A 21779-nucleotide genomic window follows, 5' to 3' on the forward strand; every position below is an offset into this window, starting at 1 on the left:
CGTGAGCGAACACGTAACGACAAGCGAGGCTTCAGCAGAGCCCACTCGCCGTGATTTCCTTTATCTCACCACTGGTATGGCGGGCGCTGTCGGCGCTGTTGCTGTCGCATGGCCGTTCATCGACCAGATGCGTCCGGATGCATCGACGCTGGCGCTGGCCTCCATCGAAGTCGATGTCGCGAGCCTCGAGCCCGGCATGTCACTGACGGTCAAGTGGCGCGGCAAGCCGATCTTTATCCGCAACCGCACACCGGAGGAAGTGAAGGCGGCAGCCGATGTTCCGCTGGCGGATCTCAAGGATCCGATCGCGCGCAATGCGAACCTTCCGCCTGAAGCGCAGGCGACCGGTGTTGACCGTTCGGGCGGCAAGGACAAGGAAAACTGGATCGTCATGATCGGCACGTGCACCCATCTCGGCTGCGTTCCGCTCGGTCAGGCCGGTGAGTACAATGGTTGGTTCTGTCCCTGCCATGGCTCGGTCTACGACACGGCCGGCCGCATTCGCAAAGGCCCTGCGCCGCAGAACCTGGCGATTCCGACCTTTTCATTTGTGTCCGATACCAAAATCAAGATCGGTTGAGGGGAGACTGATTTATGAGTGGCCATTCCAGCTACGAACCATCAACCGGATTCGAAAAATGGGTCGATGCGCGCCTGCCGCTGCCGCGCATGGTCTATGACAGCTTCGTGGCATATCCGGTTCCCAGAAACCTGAACTATGCCTATACCTTCGGCGCGATGCTTTCCGTCATGCTGATCGTGCAGATCCTGACGGGTGTCGTGCTCGCCATGCACTATGCCGCCGACACGACGATCGCTTTCAACTCCGTTGAAAAGATCATGCGCGACGTCAACCACGGCTGGCTGCTGCGCTACCTGCATGCCAACGGCGCCTCCTTCTTCTTCGTCGCCGTCTACCTGCACATTGCCCGGGGCCTCTATTATGGCTCCTACAAGGCGCCGCGCGAAATCCTCTGGATCCTCGGCGTGGTCATCTACCTGCTGATGATGGCGACGGGCTTCATGGGCTACGTCCTGCCCTGGGGGCAGATGTCTTTCTGGGGCGCGACCGTCATCACCGGTTTCTTCTCGGCCTTCCCTCTGGTCGGCGAATGGGTGCAGCAGTTCCTGCTTGGCGGCTTTGCCGTCGATCAGCCGACGCTGAACCGCTTCTTCTCGCTGCATTACCTGCTGCCTTTCATGATCGCCGGCGTCGTCGTCCTGCATATCTGGGCGCTGCACGTCACAGGCCAGACGAACCCGACCGGCGTCGAGGTCAAGACGAAGACCGACACGGTGCGTTTCACGCCTTATGCGACGATGAAGGACGCCCTCGGCGTCTCCGTCTTCCTGCTCGTTTATGCCTATTTCGTCTTCTACCTGCCGAACTTCCTCGGTCACGCCGATAACTATATCCCGGCCGATCCGTTGAAGACGCCTGCCCACATCGTTCCCGAATGGTACTTCCTGCCGTTCTACGCGATGCTGCGTTCGATCACCTTCAACATCGGCCCGATCGACTCCAAGCTTGGTGGCGTGCTCGTGATGTTTGGCGCAATCATCGTGCTCTTCTTCCTGCCGTGGCTTGACACCTCGAAGGTCCGCTCGGCGGTCTATCGTCCCTGGTACAAGCTGTTCTTCTGGCTGTTCGTGCTCAACGCGATCATCCTCGGCTGGCTCGGTTCGCAGCCGGCGGAAGGCAGCTACGTCATCGTGTCGCAGATCTGCACGCTTCTCTACTTCGCCTTCTTCCTGGTCGCGATGCCAGTTCTGGGTCTGGTGGAAACGCCGCGCCGCATCCCGAACTCGATCACTGAAGCGGTGCTTGAAAAGCGCAACAAGACCACTGGCGCCACCGCGGCGGCCAATGCGTAAGCGAGCGACGGAAGGAAATAGAACTATGAAAACGCTTGTTGCAAGCATTCTGCCGCTTGCCGTCGCCGCTCTCCTTGGCAGCGCCGCTTTCGCCGAGGAAGCGACGCCCGCAAATGGTGCAGCTCCCGCGCATCACGAGGAAGGCGCGACGCCGCACTATCCGCTAAAGGAGCCAAAGGAGCAGGAATGGAGCTTTGCCGGCCCCTTCGGCCACTACGACAAGGCTCAGCTCCAGCGCGGCCTCAAGGTCTACACGGAAGTCTGTTCTGCCTGCCATTCGATGAGCCTCGTGCCTTTCCGCACGCTCGACGAACTCGGTTATTCCGAGGCACAGGTGAAGGCATTCTCGGCCAATTACGAAGTTCAGGACGGGCCGGACTCGGCCGGCGAAATGTTCACCCGCAAGGCAGTCCCTTCGGATCATTTCCCATCGCCCTTCGCTAATGCTGAAGCCGCGGCCGCGTCCAACAACGGTGCGGCTCCGCCTGATTTTTCGCTGATCGCCAAGGCCCGTGAAGTCGAGCGCGGCTTCCCGCAATTCGTCTTCGACATCTTTACGCAGTATCAGGAAAGCGGCCCGGACTACATCTACTCGCTGCTGACCGGCTATGAAGAGCCGCCAGCGGGCTTCCAGGTGGCGCAGGGCGCGCATTATAACCCGTATTTCCATGCTGCCGCCGTTCTCGCCATGCCGAAACCGCTTTCCGACGGCCAGGTAACCTATGACGATGGCGCGCCGGCGACCGTCGACCAATACGCCAAGGACGTTTCCGCCTTCCTGATGTGGGCCGCCGAACCGCATCTCGAGGAGCGCAAGCGCACCGGCTTCATGGTGATGGTGTTCCTGGCGATCTTTACCGTGCTGATCTACCTGACGAAGCGCTCGGTTTACGCCAACAAGGAACATTAAGCGTTCCGTGCCTGAATTCGAAAAGGCGGCTTGCGAGCCGCCTTTTTTGTTGGTTCCACCCTCGGCAATTGATAGGGTGCGGCCGGTTTTATGCGCTCGCAAATACGGACGTTCCATGGGCAATACAATTTCGGAGCTCGCAGCCAGCATTCGCTCCATCCCCGACTATCCCAATCCCGGCATCATCTTCCGCGACATCACCACGCTGCTCGGCAACCCCCGTGCTTTCCGCCGGGCGGTCGATGAACTGGTGCAACCCTATGCCGGCACGAAGGTCGACAAGATCGCCGGCATGGAGGCGCGCGGCTTCATCCTCGGCGGTGCGGTGGCCCACCAGCTTTCCTCGGGCTTCGTACCGATCCGCAAGAAGGGCAAGTTGCCGCACGACACCGTGCGCATTGCCTACAGCCTGGAATATGGCGTCGACGAAATGGAGATGCATCGCGATGCGGTCGAGCCCGGCGAGAAGGTGATCCTGGTCGATGATCTCATCGCCACCGGCGGCACGGCCGTGGGTGCGACGCAGCTTCTGCGCCAGATCGGCGCGGAGGTGGTCGGTGCCTGCTTCGTCATCGACCTGCCCGACCTTGGCGGCCGCAGGAAGCTGGAAGAGCTCGGCGTCGTCGTACACACGCTGGTCGAATTCTCCGGGCATTGAGCCTGCATTGCGACGGCGTCAGTCGAATTCCAGGACGCCGCTTTCGAAGCGCATGACGGGATCGCCGTTCTGATTGACGCCCTCGCAGAGGATGGTGTTGAGGTGCCAGCCCGGCCGCGATGCGAGTGGTCGGCTGGACAGGAAGGCGACGGAATAGGTCACGACGTCGCCAGCAAAGACCGGCCGCAGCCATTGCAGTTTCTGGAAGCCGGGCGAGGGGCCGAGCTTGGGCGCCGTCAGCCCCTTTTCGGCGAGAATGACGCTTTGCTTTTGCCAGAAGGCGAGGAAGGTCCGCATCCAGGCGGCCGTGGTATGCCAGCCCGAGGCACAAAGCCCGCCGAAGAGCGTGTCTTTCGCGGCTTCCTTGTCGACGTGAAAACGCTGCGGATCGTGACGGGTTGCGAAGCGGATGATGTTTTCCTCGGTGAAGGTGTAGCTGCCGATCTCGGCTTTCTGACCAACGGCGTAAAGCTCGGACATTCTCATGATGACGGCTCCGAGCTCACGTTGGCATCCTCCGGAGTGAGGCGCATGCGAATCATCACGGAATTCTCCGAGAGGCAGACGAGTTCGCCGCGCTGGTTTTCCACCGCGTGGCGGAATTTGACGATGCCCATGCCGGGGCGCGAGCGCATCGGCCGGGCTTCGAGAACGGTCGAATGGCCCTGCAGCGTATCGCCTGCAAGCACCGGCTTTCGCCATTCCATCAGATCGATGCCCGGCGCACCCTCGCAAAGCGCGTTCAGCACGTAGCTGTCTGCCATCATGCGCATGAGCATTGCCGAGGTATGCCAGCCGGAGGCGGCAAGCCCGCCGAGGATGCTGGCGCGGCCGGCGCCTTCGTCGAGATGCATCGGCTGCGGGTCGAATTCGCTGGCGAACTCGATGATTTCTTCGGTGAGCACCAGTTTCGGGCCGAGGGCGAAACGGCGGCCGGGTTCAAAATCCTCGAAAGACAGCTTTTCTGCCGGCATTCTCTCCTCCGCCATATCAAGCGCCTAGAACAGGATGTTTTTAGGCCGGTCGCCCTAAAATCTGAATCCTGTTCTACATTAAAGAGTTAGCGCATGATGTCGTCCGAAAACCGCTTACACTTTTCGGCATCATGCTCTAGTGCTTACAATAGCATCCGCGCGGGCTCAATGATTCCCGGGAGATAATCCGGTATGACGGAACTGAGGTCGATACTTGACGAGGCGGCGCGCCAGGGGCTGATTTCGTCGGAAGCGGGCGGGCGGCTTCTGCCGTTTCTGACCGAGCGTGGCGTGTCTGTCGTTGAGACGCAGAAGGCAGTCGCAGCCGAGGAGCAGGCCTGGTCGGACACCGAGACGCCGCGCTTCGTGCGCGGCTTTCACGACGTGCTGATCACCATCGGTGTTATCGTCGCGCTCGTCGGCCTCTGGGGCCTGGCGCCGCTTTACGCCGTGCCGGTCGCTATCATCGTGCTTTCGGAAATCCTGGTGCGCCGCCAGCGGCTCGCCTTGCCGGCTGTCAGCCTGACGATCGCGCTGTTCTGCTGGACATTTTTGCTGATGTCCCGCGTCTTCACGCCATGGACCTCCGAAATCGGGGCGGATCTGACGGAGTTCGTCGCCGGCTTTCCGATCCTGCTCTGCGTCTATTATGCCCTCTATCGCGTGCCGTTGTCGCTGGCGCTCACTATCATGTCGACGCTTGCCTTGGTGCTCACGCTGCTTTTGCGCCTGGTGCAATGGCTAAGCGGCAATCCCGCGTTTTTCGTCGATCATCTTGGCGTGCTGGCCGCGGTCGCTTTCCTCTGCGCGCTCGGCCTGTTCGCGACGGCGCTATATTTTGACCTCGGCGACCGACTGCGGCGGACGACGCGTTCGGATATCGCCTTCTGGCTGCACCTCGGCGCGGCGCCGGCGCTGCTCTACAGTGCCGTCTCCCTGCTGTCGTTCGGGGAAGCCGGCCGTATTTTCGACCTGGCGAACATGTCGGCCCGGACGCCTGTGGTCGTCGCGACTGTGGCGGCGCTGATGCTGATCGGCCTCGTCATCGATCGTCGCGCCTTCGTCACGTCGGGGCTGCTGTCTCTCGGCGTTGCGATCTTCAGCGTCGTTCGGAAGGGAAATGCGACTGTCGATACCTACATCTTCACGACGCTGATCGTCGTCGGCGCGATCGTGCTCGTTATCGGAACGGGCTGGATGCCGCTTCGCCGGCTGGTGCTCAGGGCACTGCCTCCGGCAATCGCAAACAGGCTGTCGCCTGGTTAGAGCTTTTCCGGGTTAGATTGAATCATTCTGTTGGCTCAAACGGAGTCGGATGGTCGACCGGTTGGCGCGCGTCGTAGCCAAGCTCTACGGCCAAGCCGGCCGGTCGATCAGCCGGCCCGTTTCAGCCAACCCGAAGGGCCGGGCATGTTTCCGCCAGGATCAAAGGCGATCGGCTCGGACGTACCTGGGGGTATGCCCGTCGCCAATCGCCTTTGCCCTGACGAAAACCTGCTCCGGCAGAATGCTTCAATCTAACCCGGAAAAGCTCTAGGGCGGCAGCGATTTGATCAGGTGTTGAAACGGAAGTGGATGACGTCGCCGTCCTGGACGACATATTCCTTGCCTTCGTCGCGCGCCTTGCCAGCATCCTTGGCGCCCACTTCGCCATTGTACTTGATGTAATCGTCGTAGGCGATGGTGTTGGCGCGGATGAAGCCGCGTTCGAAATCCGAGTGGATGACGCCGGCGGCCTGCGGCGCCTTGGTGCCGCGTTCGATCGTCCAGGCGCGCGTTTCTTTCGGGCCGACGGTGAAATAGGTGATGAGGTGCAGCAGCTTGTAGCCGGCGCGGATCAGCCGGTCGAGGCCGGCCTCGTCAAGGCCGAGGGCAGAGAGGAATTCCTTGGCTTCCTCTTCGGCAAGCTGGGCGACCTCAGCTTCGATCGCCGCCGAGATGATGACGGTTTCGGCACCCTGCTCCTTTGCCATTGCGGCGACGGCGGCGGTGAATTCGTTGCCGGTCGAGGCATCGCCTTCTGCGACGTTGCAGACATAGAGCACCGGATGCGAGGTGAGGAGGTTGAGGCCCTTGAGGATGGCGATCTCCTCGGCATCGAGCGTCGACAGCAGCGTGCGCACCGGCTTGCCTTCGTTGAGCAGCTTCAGCGAGGCTTCCATGATCGGCAGCATCGCCATCGACTCCTTGTCCTTGCCGGTGGCGCGCTTGCGCGTCTGCTCGGTTCGGCGCTCCAGGCTCTCGAGATCGGCGAGCATCAGCTCGGTCTCGATCGTCTCGGCATCGGCGACAGGATTGATACGGCCCTCGACATGGGTGATGTCGCTGTCTTCGAAGCAACGCAACACGTGCACGATCGCGTCGACTTCGCGGATATTGGCGAGGAACTGGTTGCCGAGACCTTCGCCCTTCGAGGCGCCGCGGACGAGGCCGGCGATATCGACGAAGGAGATGCGGGTCGGGATCAGTTCCTTGGACTTGGCGACGTCGGCGAGTTTGCGCATGCGCGGATCGGGCACGGCGACTTCGCCGGTGTTCGGCTCGATAGTGCAGAACGGGTAGTTCGCAGCCTGTGCGGCCGCCGTCTTGGTGAGCGCGTTGAATAGGGTCGATTTGCCGACGTTCGGCAGACCGACGATGCCGCATTTGAAGCCCATGGCTTGATCCATATCTAATTGGTAACTTTGCCCTGCCTATGCGGGAATGACCGGCTCGGGTCAAGGGTTTGCGGCACGAATCGAAAAAGCAAGGCCGGCCGGCTTGAAGGTAAGGCGGTTTAGCCTTACCTTCAGCGAAAAGGATATAGCTGGCATGACAACCTTGACAGTGACGGCAAAAGGACAGGTCACCTTGAGAAAAGAAGTGCTTCGGCACCTCGGGGTCAGACCCGGCGACAGGATCGACGTCGATCTCCTACCTGGCGGCAGGCTTGAGGTCGTTGCGGTCAAAACGAAGCCGGCCAGCGGTTCCATCGAGAGTTTCTTCGGAAGTATCGAGAACAAGGGCAATATCCATGCGACGCTCCAGGAAATCGATGAGGCCATAAAGGCGGGCTGGGCCGGTGAGGTCGGCATCGGCGATGATCGTTGATACGAATGTGCTCGTGCGGGCCGCCGTCGACGACGATCCGAAGCAAACGGAACGTGCAAGGATATTGATGCGCGAGGCTGAGCGGCTGTTCGTCTCCAACCTGACGTTCTGCGAGTTCGTTTGGGTCGTCGGCCGGATTTATCGCAAAAGCGCCTCCGAGATCGCCGCGACCATCCGGCTGCTGATAGCCGACAGGAAGGTCGTCTACGATAGAGCAGCTGTCGAGGCTGGATTGTCCTTCCTCGATGCCGGCGGGGATTTCGCCGACGGCGTCATCGTCTTCGAAGGGCGCAGGCTTGGAGGCGAAGTATTCGCGACCTTCGACAGGAAGGCTGCCGCCATCGTCGAAAGTGCCGGGCGAGCCTGCCTGCTGCTCTCGTCGGAGTGATATCCGTCATTGAACTGCCGTGCTGACGGTGCGATATTAGTCCGGCGGATGTTTCTTCCGCCTTTTCATGTCATCAACGGGTGGGTTTTCCGATGAGTGACAATGACGTTGCCCTGAAACCGAAGACCAAGGTGAAGCCGAAGCTGGATAAGCCGAAGCTCTACAAGGTCATTCTCGTCAACGACGATTACACACCGCGCGAATTCGTCATCGTGATCCTGAAAGTCGTCTTCCGCATGAGCGAGGAGACCGGCTATCGGGTGATGATGACGGCGCACAAGCTCGGCTCCTGCGTGGTCATGGTCTGCGCCAAGGACATTGCCGAGACCAAGGCCAAGGAGGGTATCGACCTTGCCAAGGAGATGGGTTTCCCGCTGATGTTCACCACAGAGCCCGAGGAATAGCCTTTCAGCTCACGGCCGGCGGATCTGATAGCCGGTCTTGTCCTGCAGGAAGCCGCAATTTTCGTAGAAGCGCAGCGTCGCCGGGTTCTTCGAGCCGGTGAGCAACATCACCTTATAGCAGCCGGCCTTCCAGGCCTCATTCACCGCATGGCCGATGACGGCGCCGGCATAGCCGCGCCGGCGGTGCTCGGCGTGGGTGACGACGTTTTCGATCAGCGCATAAGAGGCGCCGCCGCGCGTCAAGTTCGGCACGACGACCAGTGTGACGGTGGCGGCGGCGTGAGCGCCGGCAAAGCCGATGAATACGGTCATGCCGAGCTGGGCGAGAATGGCGGAAAAGCGCTCCTCGGCCATGGTCCCGTCGAGAATGGGATCGGTCGGATTCAGATGCCGGTAGAGGATGGTCAGCCCCACGAGATCGCCGGGAGCGACACTGCGGATGGTAAAATCCTGGTCCGGCACCGGCCTCATTCCCCCTTGTTGCCGAACATCTTCTTCAGCATGTCGGCCATCGGGCCGGTGGCCGGCAGCTTTGGCTGGTTGTTGTTGCGGGCCTGGCGGATATGCGACTGGCCGGCCGGCTTCTTCTCGCTGTCCTTGCTTTCCTTCCGCGGCTTTTCCTCGTCGGGCTTGCCGCCGAGCGCCAGCGCGATCTTGTTCATCAGCTGTGAATCCTCGTTTCGCACCAGCATATCGGCATTGTCGGCCAGCGTATCGAGAAGTGGCTCCAGCCAGGCTTTGTCTGCCTTGGCGAAGTCGCCGAGCACATGGTTTTGCACCATTTCCTTGACGCCGGGATGGCCGATGCCGAGGCGCAGCCGCCGGTATTCCTTGCCGCAATGGGCGTCCAACGATTTGATGCCGTTGTGGCCGCCATGGCCGCCGCCGGTCTTCAGCCGCGCCTTACCCTGGGGAAGGTCGAGCTCGTCGTAGATCGCGACAAGGTCCGCCGGCTGGAGCTTATAAAAACGCATCGCCTCGCCGACGGCCTCGCCGGAGAGGTTCATATAGGTCTGCGGCTTGATCAGCAGCACCTTTTCGCCGCCAAGCTCGCCCTCGGCGATCTGGGCCTTGAATTTCTTCGACCAGGGCGAGAAGCTGTGGCGGCGATGAATGGCGTCGACGGCCATGAAGCCGATATTATGGCGATTGCCGGCGTATTTGCTGCCGGGATTGCCGAGACCTGCAATGATCAGCATGGCCTGTCATCCTCGCTTATGCGTTTCCCGACGTTCACCACCCGGAAACGAAAGTAAAGTCAAGCGGAAACGGCGAGCCCGGCGGCAGCATCATTCCGAGAGGTTCATGCCGTATTTCAGGAAGATTTGCTTCTGGTCGCCATCAGCGATCAGCTTGTCGAGGGCAGCCTGCATCTTGGCGTGCAGATCGTCGGGAAAGCTCTTCTCGCAGGCAATGCCCATGGGTTGGGAGGAGAGCACGGTTACGATCTCCACCGGCTGATCGTCCTTCAGCTTATCGTAATAGAGTTCGGAGATCGGCATCATGTCGATGCGACCGCTGAGCAGCTTGCGCAGCGTGGCGTTGAAGTCACTGGCGACGTCCAGCTTGGTGAAACCCTTCTCCTTCAGGATCGTCTCGGTGTAGTCCTCGCGCTGGGTGCCGATCGTATATTTCTTTGCCTCTTCGAGATTGCTGGCGGTGATGCCCGAACCCTTGCGGGTGATCAGGATGTTTCGGTCGATGAGCAGCGGCTCGACCCATTTGAACAATGGGTCACGCCCGCTGTTGTGGGCGGTGGCGAAAACACATGTCATCGGCGCGGTGCGGGCAAGGCTGAAAGCACGGGCCCAAGGCATGACTTCGATCGTATAGTCGACGCCGATGGCAGCCATGACCTTTTCGACCTGCTCGACCGTCGCGCCCTTGATCTCTTTGCCTTCGCGATAGTTGAACGGGGCGTAATCCTCGGTCGTGAAAGCAACCGTCTGTGCGTGGGCCGCGCATGGCAGCGCCAGGCATGCGAGAAGCAGGAGCTTTTTCATCGTGTCGTCTCCTTCGTTCTTCGTTTACGAGGCGCGCGCGACGGCCGACTGCGGGGCCATCAGTTCCTCGATGAGTGCGGCTGCGTGCTGCGGACGATGGAAGAGATAGCCCTGGCCATAGTCCAGACCCATCTGGTGAAGCGTGCGGCATTCCTCTTCCGTCTCGATGCCCTCGGCGATGACGGTGCAGTTCATCTTGTGGGACAGGGTAGTGATGCCTTCGATCAGCATACGGCTCTTCTGGCGCACCTCGTCGTCGCCGTCGTTGCTCGCGCGGGTGAAGGATTGGTCGATCTTGATGATATCGACAGGGAAACGGTTGAGGTAGCTAAGCGACGAGTAGCCGGTGCCGAAATCGTCGAGCGCGATGCGGCAGCCGAAGCGACGAAGCTCGGTGACGATCATGCGAATCTGCGGGTTGTCGTGCATCAGCACGGCTTCCGTGATCTCGACCACGATACGCTCGGGGCGGATGCCGTGGCGACCGACGATCGCGGCTAGACGGGCCGGCAGTGCCGGCTCGAACTGGAGTGGCGAGAAGTTGATGGCGAGGTAGGTATCCTGCATCCCCGATATACGAGAGATTTTCGCGAGGTTGGAAATCGCCTTTTCCATGATGACGTTGCCGACGCGGACGATCTTGCCCGTCTCCTCGGCGACGCTGATAATTTCGGCCGGCGGCATCAGACCTTTCTGCGGATGGTTGAGGCGCATCAGCGCCTCGAACCCGGCAATGCCGCGGCCGTTCAGATTGACGATCGGCTGCAGGAAGGCTTCGAACCAATTGTCGACGAGGCCGGCTTCGATATTGGCCTCGATTTCGGCGCGGCTGCGGGCGCGGTCGAGCATGGCTTTGTCGAAGAGCTGTGCGCCGTTCTTGCCGTCCCGTTTCTTGGCGTACATCGCCATGTCGGATTTCTGCAGCAGCTCGGCCGCGGTCGCGGCGTGATGTGGGTAGATAGCGATGCCGATCGACGCGCTCAGATGCATGTCCGGGGCAAATGGCGTTTCGAAGATCGAGGCGATCTGCTCGCACATCGCTTTTGCGCGTATTTCGGCGTCCTTCGCCGGCAGCAGGATGGCGAACTCGTCGCCGCCCAGACGGGCCGCCTCGTCGGAGGGGGCAAGATGGGTCTTCAGGCGCTCCACGAGTTCGATCAGCGCCGTGTCGCCGGCAGCGTGCCCCATATTGTCGTTGATCCACTTGAAACGGTCGAGATCGACGAAGAGACAGGCGAGTTCCTGGCCGGCGGCGTCTGCGGCGGCGATCTTGTTATCGAGCACCGCCTCGAAGCCTTGGCGGTTGAGAAGGCCGGTCAGATGGTCGGTGATTGCCTGGCGATGGTTGCGGTCCTCCGAAGCCTTGAGCTCGGTCACATCCGTCATGACGGACAGCGAGAGGCGATCGTCAGCGCCGGCGGCCGCTTCCGATTCCATGATGAGGATATCCATGGTGCGGCCGTCCAGGCGGACGAACTTGACGGTGACCGTCATGCCGTTTTCGCCCTGGCGCCGCTTGACGAACTTATCGCGGCTGCTTGACGTCACCAGATCTGCGAAATTGCGGCCGATGATGTCGGCGCGGCTATATCCGGTGGCAAGCAGCCAATACTCGCTGACGGCGGTGATGCGGTCTTCCTCATCGAGCGAGAAGAGCATGGCGGGCGTCAGATTGTAGATATCGGTGGCGCGGCGATGGGCGAACTTCAGCTCCTTCTCCTCGCTTTCGAGCTTGGTTTGCATCTCGTTGAAGCTGCGGGCAAGCCGTCCCATCTCATCGTTCGACTGCCAGTCGACGTGATGGCGCGAGCCGAGCTGCCGGGTGGCCTCGATTGCCGCCGTCAGACGCATCAGCGGCTGGATGACGAAGAATCGATTGCCGATCAGCGCTGTGCCGAAAACGGTCAGAACCGCGAAGATGAAGATCGAAATGAAGACGACCTCTTCCTGCTTCAGACCGGAAAACAGTCCGAGGGCGGGATAATAGACGCTGATGCTGCCGAGGTTCTTCGGACCGTCGACGGTGTTGTAGATGATGGCACGCGACACCTGCACGAGCTTGCCGTCAAAGGAACGCGGAATGGTGGATTGGCTGACATCGAGCTGGCCCGACTGATCGCGCACCTCGACCTTGACGATGGCGCCTTGGGAAACGACCGTCGCGCTGATCTGGGTGACGCTTTCCTCATCGAGATCCCAGAGCGGTTTTGCCAGCGCCTGAGCGTTGGCGACAAGAAGAACAGAGATATGGTCACGTATTTCTTTATCGGCTCGTTCCGAGGAAAGAAAAAGGAAGAGAACAAAAAGCGGAGCGACAAAAACAAGCAGCGCTCCGCAAACAATCCCAAAAAACCTGTTCTCAACGGAATTGTTCATGGTTCCGTCTACTCCCCCAGGCCGGCATCTTTGCTGTCGCGCGTTCGGGCCGGCTTCTTCGCAGCTGACGGCCCATGCTTTCACGAATATGTTAAATGTTGCTGAAACGGAGGCTTGGCAGGCAATGAAAAGCCCGCCTTCCCCGTAACCCGGCTCTCGAAAAGTTGGACTTTCGGGAGCCAGTTCACCGGTAAGGCGGGCCATATGCTTTCAATTGGTCGAAGCGATCAGGCTTCGGCTTCGCCTTCAGCTTCCGCGCCGCTCTCGTCGACGCCGCCAGCCGGAGCGACGATGGTCGCGATCGTGAAGTCGCGGTCGATGACCGGGCTGACGCCCTTCGGAAGGGTGACTTCCGAAATATGGATGCTGTCGCCGATCTTCTTGCCGCTGAGGTCGATGTTGAAGAATTCCGGAATCGCATCGGCCGGGCAGTGAACTTCAACTTCGTGGCGGACGATGTTCAGAACGCCGCCGACCTTGAGGCCCGGAGACTTTGCTTCATTGATGAAGTGAACCGGGATTTCGACGGTCACCTGAGTGTTGCCGGAGACGCGAAGGAAATCGACATGCAGCGTGAAGTCGCGGACCGGATCGAGCTGGTAGTCCTTCGGCAGAACCTTGTACTTCTTGCCGTCGACTTCGATGGTCGCTACCGTGGTCATGAAACCACCGGCGTGAATGCGCTTCGTCACCTCATTGGTGTTGATAGCGATGGCAATGGGGGCCTGCTTGTCACCATAGATGACAGCGGGAATCAAACCGTTGCGGCGAAGTTCACGGGCGGACCCCTTACCAACCCGTTCGCGCGCCTCGGCCTTGAGCTCGTAAGTTTCCTGGCTCATGGCTTTTCCTTTCGAGGTTATTTGGAGAGTTCGGCGGCAGGCAAAAGCCTTGTTCCGTCGAACCGGAGGCGGGTTTTCCCATCCTCATCCGCGTTGCCTCCAAGGGTGTCTACGCGGACCGGTGGCCTATAGTATAAGTCGCCCGGAAACGCAAGTTGCCGATTGCGCCGGTTTTTCGGTGATGGAGGGGGTTTCGCCGGGGCGCTCCATCTTCGAGGAGAGCGAACTCGCCCAGATTGCATGCGCACCCATCCCAAAGCGAGAACCTTGTTGAAATCACTCGTGAAATGCACTTGGTCAAAGGCATATTTGCCAGTCCTTATCGCTACTTGGCTTGACATCGGCGCGCTTCGCATCTTTGGATGACCGCAATCAAAAAGCGGCTGAGGAGAAAACCAGACTATGCGTCTCAAACTTGTCACGGCAACGAGTATGCTTGCCCTTTGCCTTTTCACCGGGGCCGAGGGCGCGGAGATCAACCAGGAGGGCGCCAACGCGGTCAAGGAGGCCCTGACGAAGCTGCTTCCGCAGGATTTGGCAAAAAGCGGCCTCATCACCGTCAATCCGGCCGGCACGCGCTATGAGGTCATCTACGATCTGGCGAAGCTGCTTACCAAGGCCGATCCGGCGACGTTTGCGATCACAGGACTGACACCGTTTTCGATGTTCGCCACGCCGCTCGACAGTGGGCTCTGGAACGTCGAAGGCGACAACAAGCTCAATGTCTCGGGCCATTTCAAGGGTCCAGACCAGAAGCCGACGGATTTCACCTATTCCATCGCGTCGCTTGTTTATTCCGGCGTCTTCGACCCGGCGATCAGCTATCTGCGCTCCGGCACCTTCGCGGCCAAAGACATCAAGATGGCCAGCAAGTCCGAAACCGAGGAGGTCCATGCCAGCATCGCCAGCATGGACCAGAAGCTGAGTTCGACCAACAGCGCAGGGGGCCATGGACGTATCGATTTTGCCGGCAGCGGCTCGATGTCTGATTTCGTCGAGCAGGTTTCCGGCCTGCAAATGCCGCCCATCGAACTTCGTGCCGGCTCGATCAATGTCGAGGCCAAGGTGAACGGCCTGCCGGCCAAGCATATTCGCGAGATGGTCTTCTTCGTGCTCGACCATCTCGATGAGAAGGAACTGAGTCCGGAAAACAGCGACAAGATAAAGGGAATAGTGAAGGAAGCCTTCCCGCTTCTGACTTTGTTCAGCGAGACGATCGGGGTCAACGACCTGAACGTCAGCAGCGAGATGGGCAAGGGCGGCGCCAAGGCATTCGGCTATAACCTCGCCATCGAGGGGCCGAGTGACGCCATGCGTTTCGGCTTCGGCATGAATGCGCAGGAGATCAGCCTCGACACGCCGCTGATGCCGGCAAACTATTCGGCCTTCGTGCCGACCAGCTTCGATTTCCAGCTCGCGCTTCCGAATCTGGATTTCGCAAGCTTTGGCGGCGCCCTCATGGCGGTGGATTTCAAAGATTCGGCGTCCGAGAAGATCGGCGAGGAGATGGCGAAGAAGCTCTTCCGCGATGGCCGGCTTGCCGTCGAGTTTCCGAAGATCAGTGCCAAATCGCAGGTCTATGACGTCGATATAACCGGCAAGATCGAAGGTCGCGTCGATACCGAGAAGGATTATTCGATGGAGGCGACGATCCTTGCCCGCGATCTCGACAAGACGATCGCGGCGGTTCAGGAGCTTGCCAAGACGGACCCCGATCTCAACCAGGTCTCCTTCGGCATCATGATGGTGAAGGGCTTTGCCAAGACCGATCCGGATGGCCGTTCGCGCTGGGACGTCAGCGTCAGCCGCGATGGTTCCGTGGCGGTCAATGGCCAACAGATCAAGGGACCGGATGGTCCGGATCAGGATCAGGGGCTGGAGCCGGACCAGCAGCAGGAACCGGACCAAGATCAGGACGCACTACCTGCGCAACCTCAGCAGCCTTGAACGTTCTCGGTTGGAATCAGAATGAAAGAGGCCGGCCTTGTGCCGGCCTTCAGACTGCTGGCAAACCACTGCAAAAGCCGTGACGTCATCCTCGGCCTTGTGTGCCGAGGACCTGCTTCTGCCGATTAAATATCTGAAAATAAACGCTTTGCTGCCAAGGGTTCAGATGCTCGGCACAAGGCCGAGCATGACGGAAGAGGCTTTTTAATCGAAGAGGCTGGAGACGGACTCTTCCTGGCTCGTGCGGCTGATGGCTTCGCCGATCAGCGGGGCCGTCGTCACGACGCGGATATTGTGCGCTGAAAGCACCGCCGTTGTCGGCTGGATCGAATCCGTGATGACGAGTTCACGCAGCTTCGAGGAGGTGACGCGGGTGACCGCGCCGCCCGAGAGAACGCCGTGCGTGATATAGGCGGTGACGCTGGATGCGCCCTGGGCAAGCATCGCGTCGGCCGCATTGCAGAGAGTGCCGCCGGAATCGACAATGTCGTCGATCAGCAGGCAGTCCTTGCCGGTGACGTCGCCGATGATGTTCATGACTTCGGATTCACCCGGCCGATCGCGACGCTTGTCGACGATAGCCAGAAGACAGTCCAGCCGCTTGGCGAGCGCGCGGGCGCGCACCACGCCGCCGACGTCGGGCGAGACAACCATGACGTTGCTGAGGTCATAATGGCTCTTGATGTCGCGCGTCAGCACGGGCAAGGCGAAGAGGTTGTCTGTGGGTATATCGAAGAAGCCCTGGATCTGACCGGCATGGAGATCGAGCGTCATGACGCGGTCGGCCCCGGCTTCGGTGATGAGGTTGGCAACCAGCTTTGCCGAGATCGGCGTGCGGCCGGATGCGCGGCGGTCCTGACGGGCATAGCCGAAATAGGGAAGAACGGCGGTGATGCGGCGTGCCGACGAACGACGCATCGCGTCGATCATGATCAGCAACTCCATCAGGTGGTCGTTGGCGGGAAAGGCGGTGGGCTGCACGAGGAAGACGTCCTCGCCGCGCACGTTTTCCTGGATTTCCACGAAGATTTCCTGGTCGGCAAACCTTCGGACACTGGCTCTTCCCAAAGGAACATTGAGATAGTTGCAGATCGCTTCGGCGAGTTGCCGGTTCGAATTGCCTGCGAAAACCTTCATTTTGGTCCGCCTGTTATGCGCTGATAGCCGCGCTTTTTAGTCAGCTTCCTCGTGAATGCAAGGGCAAAGGCGCCACAGACTTTCATATTTGCAAAAAGTTTGTGACTAACCGCCCTGAGTTTGCCGCCAGGAGGTGAATTCCGCGATGGTTTTCGAGGCGATCTGCTGCATCACCGAAGCCGGGACACCCGCCCAGGGGTCGGCGGCGGCCGTCGGTACGCTTTCCTGCCCCTGGATGCGATGCAGGCGGGCGCCGCCGCCGTCGAGAACGTCCCAGACATAGACCACGGTGACCTTGCCGTCGTCACTGAAGGCAGAGAGATAACCTTTGAGGATGTAATCACTGCTCGTATCGTTCGAGCTCTTGATGGACAGGCCGTGGGCGCGCGCCTCGGCGCCGAGCTGGCGCGAGAGCGGAGTCACGGCTTGCACCGGCGCCCCGATGATCGGCAGGAAGCGCACGGTATTGCCACGCGCGGATGATGTCCCGAGGGTGAGGGCGGCGGTCTGCTGCGGTTGCTGCGTGTCAAGCCGCTGATCGGGCTGTGTTGGAGTCCCGGCGCCGGCGGCAGCGGGCGGCAGCGCCTGTCCCTCGATCGGAGCGGAGGCGGCGGGCGAGCAGCCGTTTCTGGACAGAGCGTCTGCCTGCTCCTGCATCGTCGTCGGCGGCGCGCCGCTGCCGGGTCGATAGGTTCTTTGCGATTGATCATAGGCCGGATGATAGCCGCTCGGCTGCGTGCTCCCGGCAAAAACCGGCTGGCGGGCGCCAGCCAGACGTTCTGCCTCGCCTTGCGTCACCGGGCTTGACAGCGGACCTCCGGAGGGCTCGCCGATGCCGACTTGCGGCGTCAGCGCGTCGGTGGTGTTGCAAGCGGTCAGCAGAGCCATGACGAACAGGAGCGTGGGCACAGTCGCAGCTCGCGTCATCCCGTGATCCGTCCTTCCCACAATCGCATCAGCCCGCCCGGATTTATGCGGGCGGGCATGGTCCTCTGTCAATTCCGGATTCTCACCGGTCAGTCCCGGTCTTCAAAGGCCGATGAAATCGAGCGAATGACGGGAAAGTGTGCGCGGCGCATCCGCCGTCGTCAGGTAGGTCTGTCCGAGCGTCATTGCCGTGCCAGTATCGGAATCGGCAATGATCATATGCACGAAGAGCGACATGTTCGGCTCGATCGGCTGCGGATTGCCGACATGGAACATCTGGTGCTCCATCCAGGAGGGCGAGAAGCGGGCGCCGAGCGAATAACCGCAGGCATTCAGCCGGTGGCGGGCGAGGCCACGCTCGTCCATGATCCTGGCATGCATGTCGAAAACGTCACCGAATGTGTGGCCGGGCTTCAGCACGGTCTCGATCGCCTCGATGGTTTCGCGGCAGGCATTGTAGAGCTCGCGATGGCGTTGCATCGGCTCGCCGATGACGATCGTGCGCATCATCGCGGCATGGTAATGCGCGTAGGTGCCGGCCCATTCGAGCGTCAGCTGGTCGTTGGCGTCGAGCTTGCGGCGGCCGGCCTTGTAGCGGCAGAGCAGGGCGTCGGCAGCAGAACCGATGATGAACTCGTTGGCGGGATAATCGCCACCGCCGGAAAAGATCGCACCCTGCATGGCGGCGAGGATATCGGCCTCGTCGGCGCCCGGTTTCGTCAGCCGGATTGCGGCGTCGAGCGCGTCGTCGGCGAGAGCGGCAGCGCGCTCGACATAGGCGACCTCCGTCGGGCTCTTGACGAGACGAAGACGGCTGACGAGATAGGAGGCGTCGACGATCTGGCCGAAAGTGGTCAACTGCGCGTCGAGCAGGCGGGCGATGCGGCCGGTCATGCCGTGCGTATCATATTCGACGCCGATGCGTGCGCCGAGCAGATCCATCTCGACCAGCAGGTTCTTCAGATCGAGCGTCGGATCGGCATTGACCCTGTCGACCCAGATGTGGACGTCGTCGAGGATCGACGTGTGTTTGGCCTGGCGAAGATCAGCCGAGCGGGTGATCAGCGCCATGGTGCCGTCGCTCTTGACGATCAGCGTCTGGAAAAAGCAGTAGCCGAAGGTGTCATAGCCGGTCAGCCAATACATGCTTTCCTGGGCGAAGAGCAGCAGAGCGTCGAGCTTTTCTTCCTTCATCTTTTCGGTGAGGCGCGCAAGCCGGCTTGCGTACTCGGCCTTTTCGAAGTGCAGTGCCATTCTGCTCAAGTCTCCCTGATTGATATCGCTGAAATCTGGCGGCCGTAGTCCGGCTCGTTGCGATGTGTCGTCCTGCGATAGGAAAAGAAGCGCTCGCTATCCGGATAGGTGCAGAGCCCGAGGTTTTCGGCCTGCACACCCGCCCGCGTCAGCCTGTCGATCGTCAGCGCCGGCAGGTCGAACATGGCGCGGCCCGGCGTTGCGGACGGCTTGAAAAAGCGTTCGTAGTCCGGATTTTCGGCGACGAACCGATCGACGAATTCCGGCCCGACCTCGTAACTCGCCTGACTGATCGAGGGGCCGAGGCACGCCAATATGCTGGTGCGGTCGGCCCTCAGGGCTTCCATGGCCGCAATGGTGTTTTCGAGAACACCGGTCAGCGCGCCTTTCCAGCCGGCATGGGCGGCGCCGATGACGCGATTTTCCGGGTCGGCAAAGAGGACCGGACCGCAATCGGCGGCCAGCACGCCAAGCGCGATGCCGGGAACTGCGGTCACCATCGCGTCCGCGTCGGGCCGGGCGCCGTCGTAATCGGCGCCAATCGTCACGACGTCGGGCGAATGCACCTGATGAACGGTTGCCAGCCGCTCGAGCGGCAGGTCGAACCAGGCGGCGACGCGGCGGCGGTTTTCCATGACGTTTCCGCGCTCGTCGTTGGAGCCGAGGCCGACATTGAGACCGCGATAGATTCCTTCGGAAACACCGCCCGCTCGGGTGAAATAACCGTGGCGGATGGTGCCGCCCGTCGCTTCATTCAGCAGCGCGCTTTGGATCGGTGCGGGAGAGGCCGCGTCCTGCATCTGTAATTCCGGGTTTTTCGAGGGGTTTGTTTTGTCCCGAGCGCATCGCATCCGCGGCGCGCTTCAAGTTCCTGTTTCGCGCGGATGTTGGCTCAGCCGCGTGCGACCTGTCAATCCACCGGCCGAAAGGGCATGAGATCAACGGCAGGGTGGGAGACCGCCATGACCTTGAAGAGTTCGCCCATCCGACCCTCACCGGCGCCGGCAAGTCTGTCGATCGCTGACTGGATCACCTGCTGGGTCTGCGGTTCGCGGTCACGTCCGAGGGCGGCGGCGCGTTCGAGAATGCCGAGGCCGGTCAGAAAGTCGCCTTGGTGCAGGGCGCCGTTCAGATGCAGGCCGGCCGTCAGCGCCGTCTCGGCGAGCTGCTGGAAATCGACATGGCTCGTCAGGTCGGCTTCGCCGGGATGGGCGAGCGGCGGGTCGAATTCATGCATGCGCACCGCCTGCAGCGTATCGCCGAAGCCGGTGACGAGATGGCCGTAGTCGATGACCAGCGCCGTGCCGCCGAAGGCGCGCAGCCGCTCGCAGATCGCCATTATCACGGCCTGGCGGGCGGGCGAGATCTCGAAAAGCGTGCCGAGCGGCAGGTTCTGTACCGGTTCCGGCAGTAGGGCGGGATCGAGGCCCGCGACACCTGCGGCGAAGGTCAGTTCGCCATCGGCGTCAAGCCCGACCATGCGCTCGCGGAAGCCCGTTTGCGTGCGCACGAACTGCCGGATCGGGATCGCGTCAAACAATTCGTTGGCGGCAATCAGCGTGAAGCCGGGCGGGATCTCATCGAAGCCACCGTGCCACGCGATCCTTTCGCCATAAGCTTCGAGTGTCTGGCTCTGGACGTCGCGCAGGCGCTCGCTGGTTTCGACGAGATGCACGCTCATCGTGTCGAAGAGCGGCGGGGCGATGCGGGCGATGACACGCAGCATATCCGCCATCATCGTACCGCGGCCAGGGCCGATCTCGACCAGGCGCACATCTGCCGGCGTGCCGTGGCGCTGCCAGGCATGGACGACGAAGACGCCGATCATCTCGCCGAAGATCTGGCTGACTTCGGGCGCGGTGACAAAATCGCCCGAACGGCCGAAGGGTTCGCGGGTGCGGTAATAGCCGTGCTCGGGATCGGCGAGGCAGAGCGAGAAATAGTCGGTGACGCTGATCGGGCCGTTGGCCTGGATGATCGCCTTGATCTTTTCGCCTAGAGCGGTGGTCATGTCGCGCGTCCTGCCGTTGTCAGAGCTGCGGCGCAGTCTGGCGGCGAGCCCGCAGGATCGCCCAGAGACCGAGCAGGATCATCGGGGAGGATAGGACCATGCCCATGGTCAGCCAGTTCGTGCCGAGGAGGTAGCCGAGCTGGGCGTCCGGCTCTCGGAAGAACTCGACGAAGATGCGCGACAGTGCATAACCGCAGACGAAGACGCCCGTGATGAAGCCAGGGCTTTTCAGCGCATGCATGCCGTAGACGAGGGCGGCAAGCACCAGGAGCAGGACGATGCCTTCGAGGCCGGCCTCGTAGAGCTGGCTCGGATGGCGGGCGAAGGGACCGCCGGTCGGGAAAACTACGGCCCAGGGGACGTCGGTCAGCCGGCCCCAGAGCTCGCCGTTGATGAAATTGGCGATGCGGCCGAAGAGCAGGCCGAAGGGAACGACGGCGGCGACGATATCGAATAGGCTCCAGATCGGAATGGCATTGCGGCGGGCAAAGATGATCATGGCGATTGTCGTGCCGGTCAGGCCGCCGTGGAAGGACATGCCGCCGTTCCAGATTTCGACTGCGCGAATGGGATCGCGCAGGACGGCGGAGAGGTCATAGAAGAAGATATAGCCGAGACGGCCGCCGAGCACGACGCCGAGGGCGGCCCAGACGATGAAATCGTCGAGCTGCGTCTTCGTCATCGGCGATGTATTGCCCGGCCAGAGACTGTCGTTGGCGGCGAGGCGGCGCGCATAGGCCCAGCCGAGCAGGATGCCGGCGACGTATGCCAGGCCGTACCAGTGAATCGCCAACGGACCGATCGAAAAAGCGATCGGATCGATGTCCGGGAAAGGCATGATGGCTAGGAGATTGGCTGCTGTCGGCAAGATTTTCCCATCCGTTGAGGTCGGCGGAACATGCCGCCGCGATCCCGGACGGTCAAGTGCATTGTTCGTGATCGCGCCTCCGCTGCCCGCTTCAGGATAAGGCTATCCCGCGCAA

At 61.1% G+C, this 21779-nt stretch carries 23 protein-coding genes; 9 read left to right on the plus strand and 14 right to left on the minus strand.

Going from position 1 to position 21779, the window contains the following annotated elements; genetic code table 11:
* Position 1 precedes the first annotated feature (1 nt).
* The 4 genes from petA to GGD53_RS05065 all read left to right on the plus strand — a co-directional run bounded on the left by petA (position 2) and on the right by GGD53_RS05065 (position 3443).
* The gene (gene petA / locus GGD53_RS05050) at positions 2–580 is read left to right on the plus strand and encodes a ubiquinol-cytochrome c reductase iron-sulfur subunit (protein WP_011426278.1); all 579 of its coding nucleotides are present in this window, start codon (positions 2–4) and stop codon (positions 578–580) included.
* 14 nt (positions 581–594) lie between these two features.
* Positions 595–1875, plus strand: coding sequence for a cytochrome b (locus tag GGD53_RS05055; protein ID WP_064804088.1), 1281 nt, complete (start codon positions 595–597; stop codon positions 1873–1875).
* Positions 1876–1900: 25 nt separating this feature from the next.
* Complete coding sequence (locus tag GGD53_RS05060) at positions 1901–2785, plus strand: cytochrome c1 (RefSeq protein ID WP_064804087.1); 885 nt, start codon at positions 1901–1903, stop codon at positions 2783–2785.
* Positions 2786–2900: 115 nt separating this feature from the next.
* Positions 2901–3443, plus strand: a complete 543-nt coding sequence (locus GGD53_RS05065; protein WP_184454143.1) for an adenine phosphoribosyltransferase — start codon at positions 2901–2903, stop codon at positions 3441–3443.
* A gap of 18 nt (positions 3444–3461) precedes the next feature.
* Here GGD53_RS05065 and GGD53_RS05070 read toward each other — a convergent pair whose 3' ends face one another.
* Entirely contained in the window at positions 3462–3929 is a 468-nt protein-coding gene (locus tag GGD53_RS05070) for a MaoC family dehydratase (RefSeq protein ID WP_184454145.1), read from the minus strand.
* Entirely contained in the window at positions 3926–4417 is a 492-nt protein-coding gene (locus GGD53_RS05075; protein WP_184454147.1) for a MaoC family dehydratase, read from the minus strand. The genes GGD53_RS05070 and GGD53_RS05075 overlap by 4 nt, the downstream gene beginning before the upstream one ends.
* A gap of 192 nt (positions 4418–4609) precedes the next feature.
* On the opposite strand from GGD53_RS05075, the gene GGD53_RS05080 reads away from it, so the two are divergent.
* The gene (locus tag GGD53_RS05080) at positions 4610–5683 is read left to right on the plus strand and encodes a hypothetical protein (protein ID WP_184454149.1); all 1074 of its coding nucleotides are present in this window, start codon (positions 4610–4612) and stop codon (positions 5681–5683) included.
* A gap of 287 nt (positions 5684–5970) precedes the next feature.
* Here GGD53_RS05080 and ychF read toward each other — a convergent pair whose 3' ends face one another.
* The gene (ychF, locus tag GGD53_RS05085) at positions 5971–7074 is read right to left on the minus strand and encodes a redox-regulated ATPase YchF (protein WP_184454151.1); all 1104 of its coding nucleotides are present in this window, start codon (positions 7072–7074) and stop codon (positions 5971–5973) included.
* Positions 7075–7228: 154 nt separating this feature from the next.
* Between ychF and GGD53_RS05090 the strand changes: the two genes are divergently transcribed.
* From GGD53_RS05090 to clpS, 3 genes are all read left to right on the plus strand, one after another.
* Complete coding sequence (locus tag GGD53_RS05090; RefSeq protein WP_184454153.1) at positions 7229–7507, plus strand: AbrB/MazE/SpoVT family DNA-binding domain-containing protein; 279 nt, start codon at positions 7229–7231, stop codon at positions 7505–7507.
* The gene (locus GGD53_RS05095) at positions 7497–7895 is read left to right on the plus strand and encodes a type II toxin-antitoxin system VapC family toxin (RefSeq protein ID WP_184454155.1); all 399 of its coding nucleotides are present in this window, start codon (positions 7497–7499) and stop codon (positions 7893–7895) included. Before GGD53_RS05090 ends, GGD53_RS05095 begins: the two co-directional genes overlap by 11 nt.
* A 92-nt stretch (positions 7896–7987) precedes the next feature.
* A complete protein-coding gene (gene clpS, locus GGD53_RS05100; protein WP_184454157.1) occupies positions 7988–8299 on the plus strand; it encodes an ATP-dependent Clp protease adapter ClpS in 312 nt (103 codons plus the stop codon).
* 9 nt (positions 8300–8308) lie between these two features.
* Here the strand turns inward: clpS and GGD53_RS05105 are convergent, their stop codons facing one another.
* From GGD53_RS05105 to GGD53_RS05125, 5 genes are all read right to left on the minus strand, one after another.
* Positions 8309–8770, minus strand: a complete 462-nt coding sequence (locus tag GGD53_RS05105; RefSeq protein ID WP_184454159.1) for a GNAT family N-acetyltransferase — start codon at positions 8768–8770, stop codon at positions 8309–8311.
* Positions 8767–9498, minus strand: coding sequence for an aminoacyl-tRNA hydrolase (pth, locus tag GGD53_RS05110; RefSeq protein WP_184454161.1), 732 nt, complete (start codon positions 9496–9498; stop codon positions 8767–8769). Before pth ends, GGD53_RS05105 begins: the two co-directional genes overlap by 4 nt.
* 90 nt (positions 9499–9588) lie before the next feature.
* Positions 9589–10302, minus strand: a complete 714-nt coding sequence (locus tag GGD53_RS05115; RefSeq protein WP_184454163.1) for a substrate-binding periplasmic protein — start codon at positions 10300–10302, stop codon at positions 9589–9591.
* Positions 10303–10326: 24 nt separating this feature from the next.
* Entirely contained in the window at positions 10327–12678 is a 2352-nt protein-coding gene (locus GGD53_RS05120) for an EAL domain-containing protein (RefSeq protein WP_184454165.1), read from the minus strand.
* Positions 12679–12905: 227 nt separating this feature from the next.
* Positions 12906–13520, minus strand: a complete 615-nt coding sequence (locus GGD53_RS05125; RefSeq protein ID WP_085860135.1) for a 50S ribosomal protein L25/general stress protein Ctc — start codon at positions 13518–13520, stop codon at positions 12906–12908.
* 402 nt (positions 13521–13922) lie between these two features.
* Between GGD53_RS05125 and GGD53_RS05130 the strand changes: the two genes are divergently transcribed.
* Positions 13923–15467 (plus strand): hypothetical protein, encoded by a 1545-nt coding sequence (locus GGD53_RS05130; protein WP_184454167.1) that lies wholly within the window; start codon positions 13923–13925, stop codon positions 15465–15467.
* Positions 15468–15671: 204 nt separating this feature from the next.
* Here the strand turns inward: GGD53_RS05130 and GGD53_RS05135 are convergent, their stop codons facing one another.
* The 6 genes from GGD53_RS05135 to lgt form a co-directional block, all read right to left on the minus strand.
* Positions 15672–16604 carry a ribose-phosphate pyrophosphokinase gene (locus tag GGD53_RS05135; protein ID WP_184454169.1) on the minus strand — a complete coding sequence of 311 codons (933 nt, stop codon included), beginning with the start codon at positions 16602–16604 and terminating at the stop codon, positions 15672–15674.
* 105 nt (positions 16605–16709) lie between these two features.
* A complete protein-coding gene (locus GGD53_RS05140) occupies positions 16710–17531 on the minus strand; it encodes a hypothetical protein (protein WP_184454171.1) in 822 nt (273 codons plus the stop codon).
* A 102-nt stretch (positions 17532–17633) separates the two neighbouring features.
* Positions 17634–18785: a M24 family metallopeptidase gene (locus GGD53_RS05145; RefSeq protein WP_184454173.1), complete on the minus strand. Its 1152-nt coding sequence runs from the start codon at positions 18783–18785 to the stop codon at positions 17634–17636.
* A 5-nt stretch (positions 18786–18790) separates the two neighbouring features.
* Positions 18791–19585, minus strand: coding sequence for a peptidoglycan editing factor PgeF (gene pgeF, locus GGD53_RS05150; RefSeq protein WP_184454175.1), 795 nt, complete (start codon positions 19583–19585; stop codon positions 18791–18793).
* Between the two features lie 110 nt (positions 19586–19695).
* Complete coding sequence (locus GGD53_RS05155) at positions 19696–20796, minus strand: class I SAM-dependent methyltransferase (protein WP_184454177.1); 1101 nt, start codon at positions 20794–20796, stop codon at positions 19696–19698.
* A 19-nt stretch (positions 20797–20815) separates the two neighbouring features.
* A complete protein-coding gene (gene lgt / locus GGD53_RS05160) occupies positions 20816–21664 on the minus strand; it encodes a prolipoprotein diacylglyceryl transferase (protein ID WP_184454179.1) in 849 nt (282 codons plus the stop codon).
* Positions 21665–21779: the final 115 nt, after the last annotated feature.

Source organism: Rhizobium aethiopicum (genome assembly GCF_014197535.1).
GTDB lineage: Bacteria > Pseudomonadota > Alphaproteobacteria > Rhizobiales > Rhizobiaceae > Rhizobium > Rhizobium aethiopicum_A.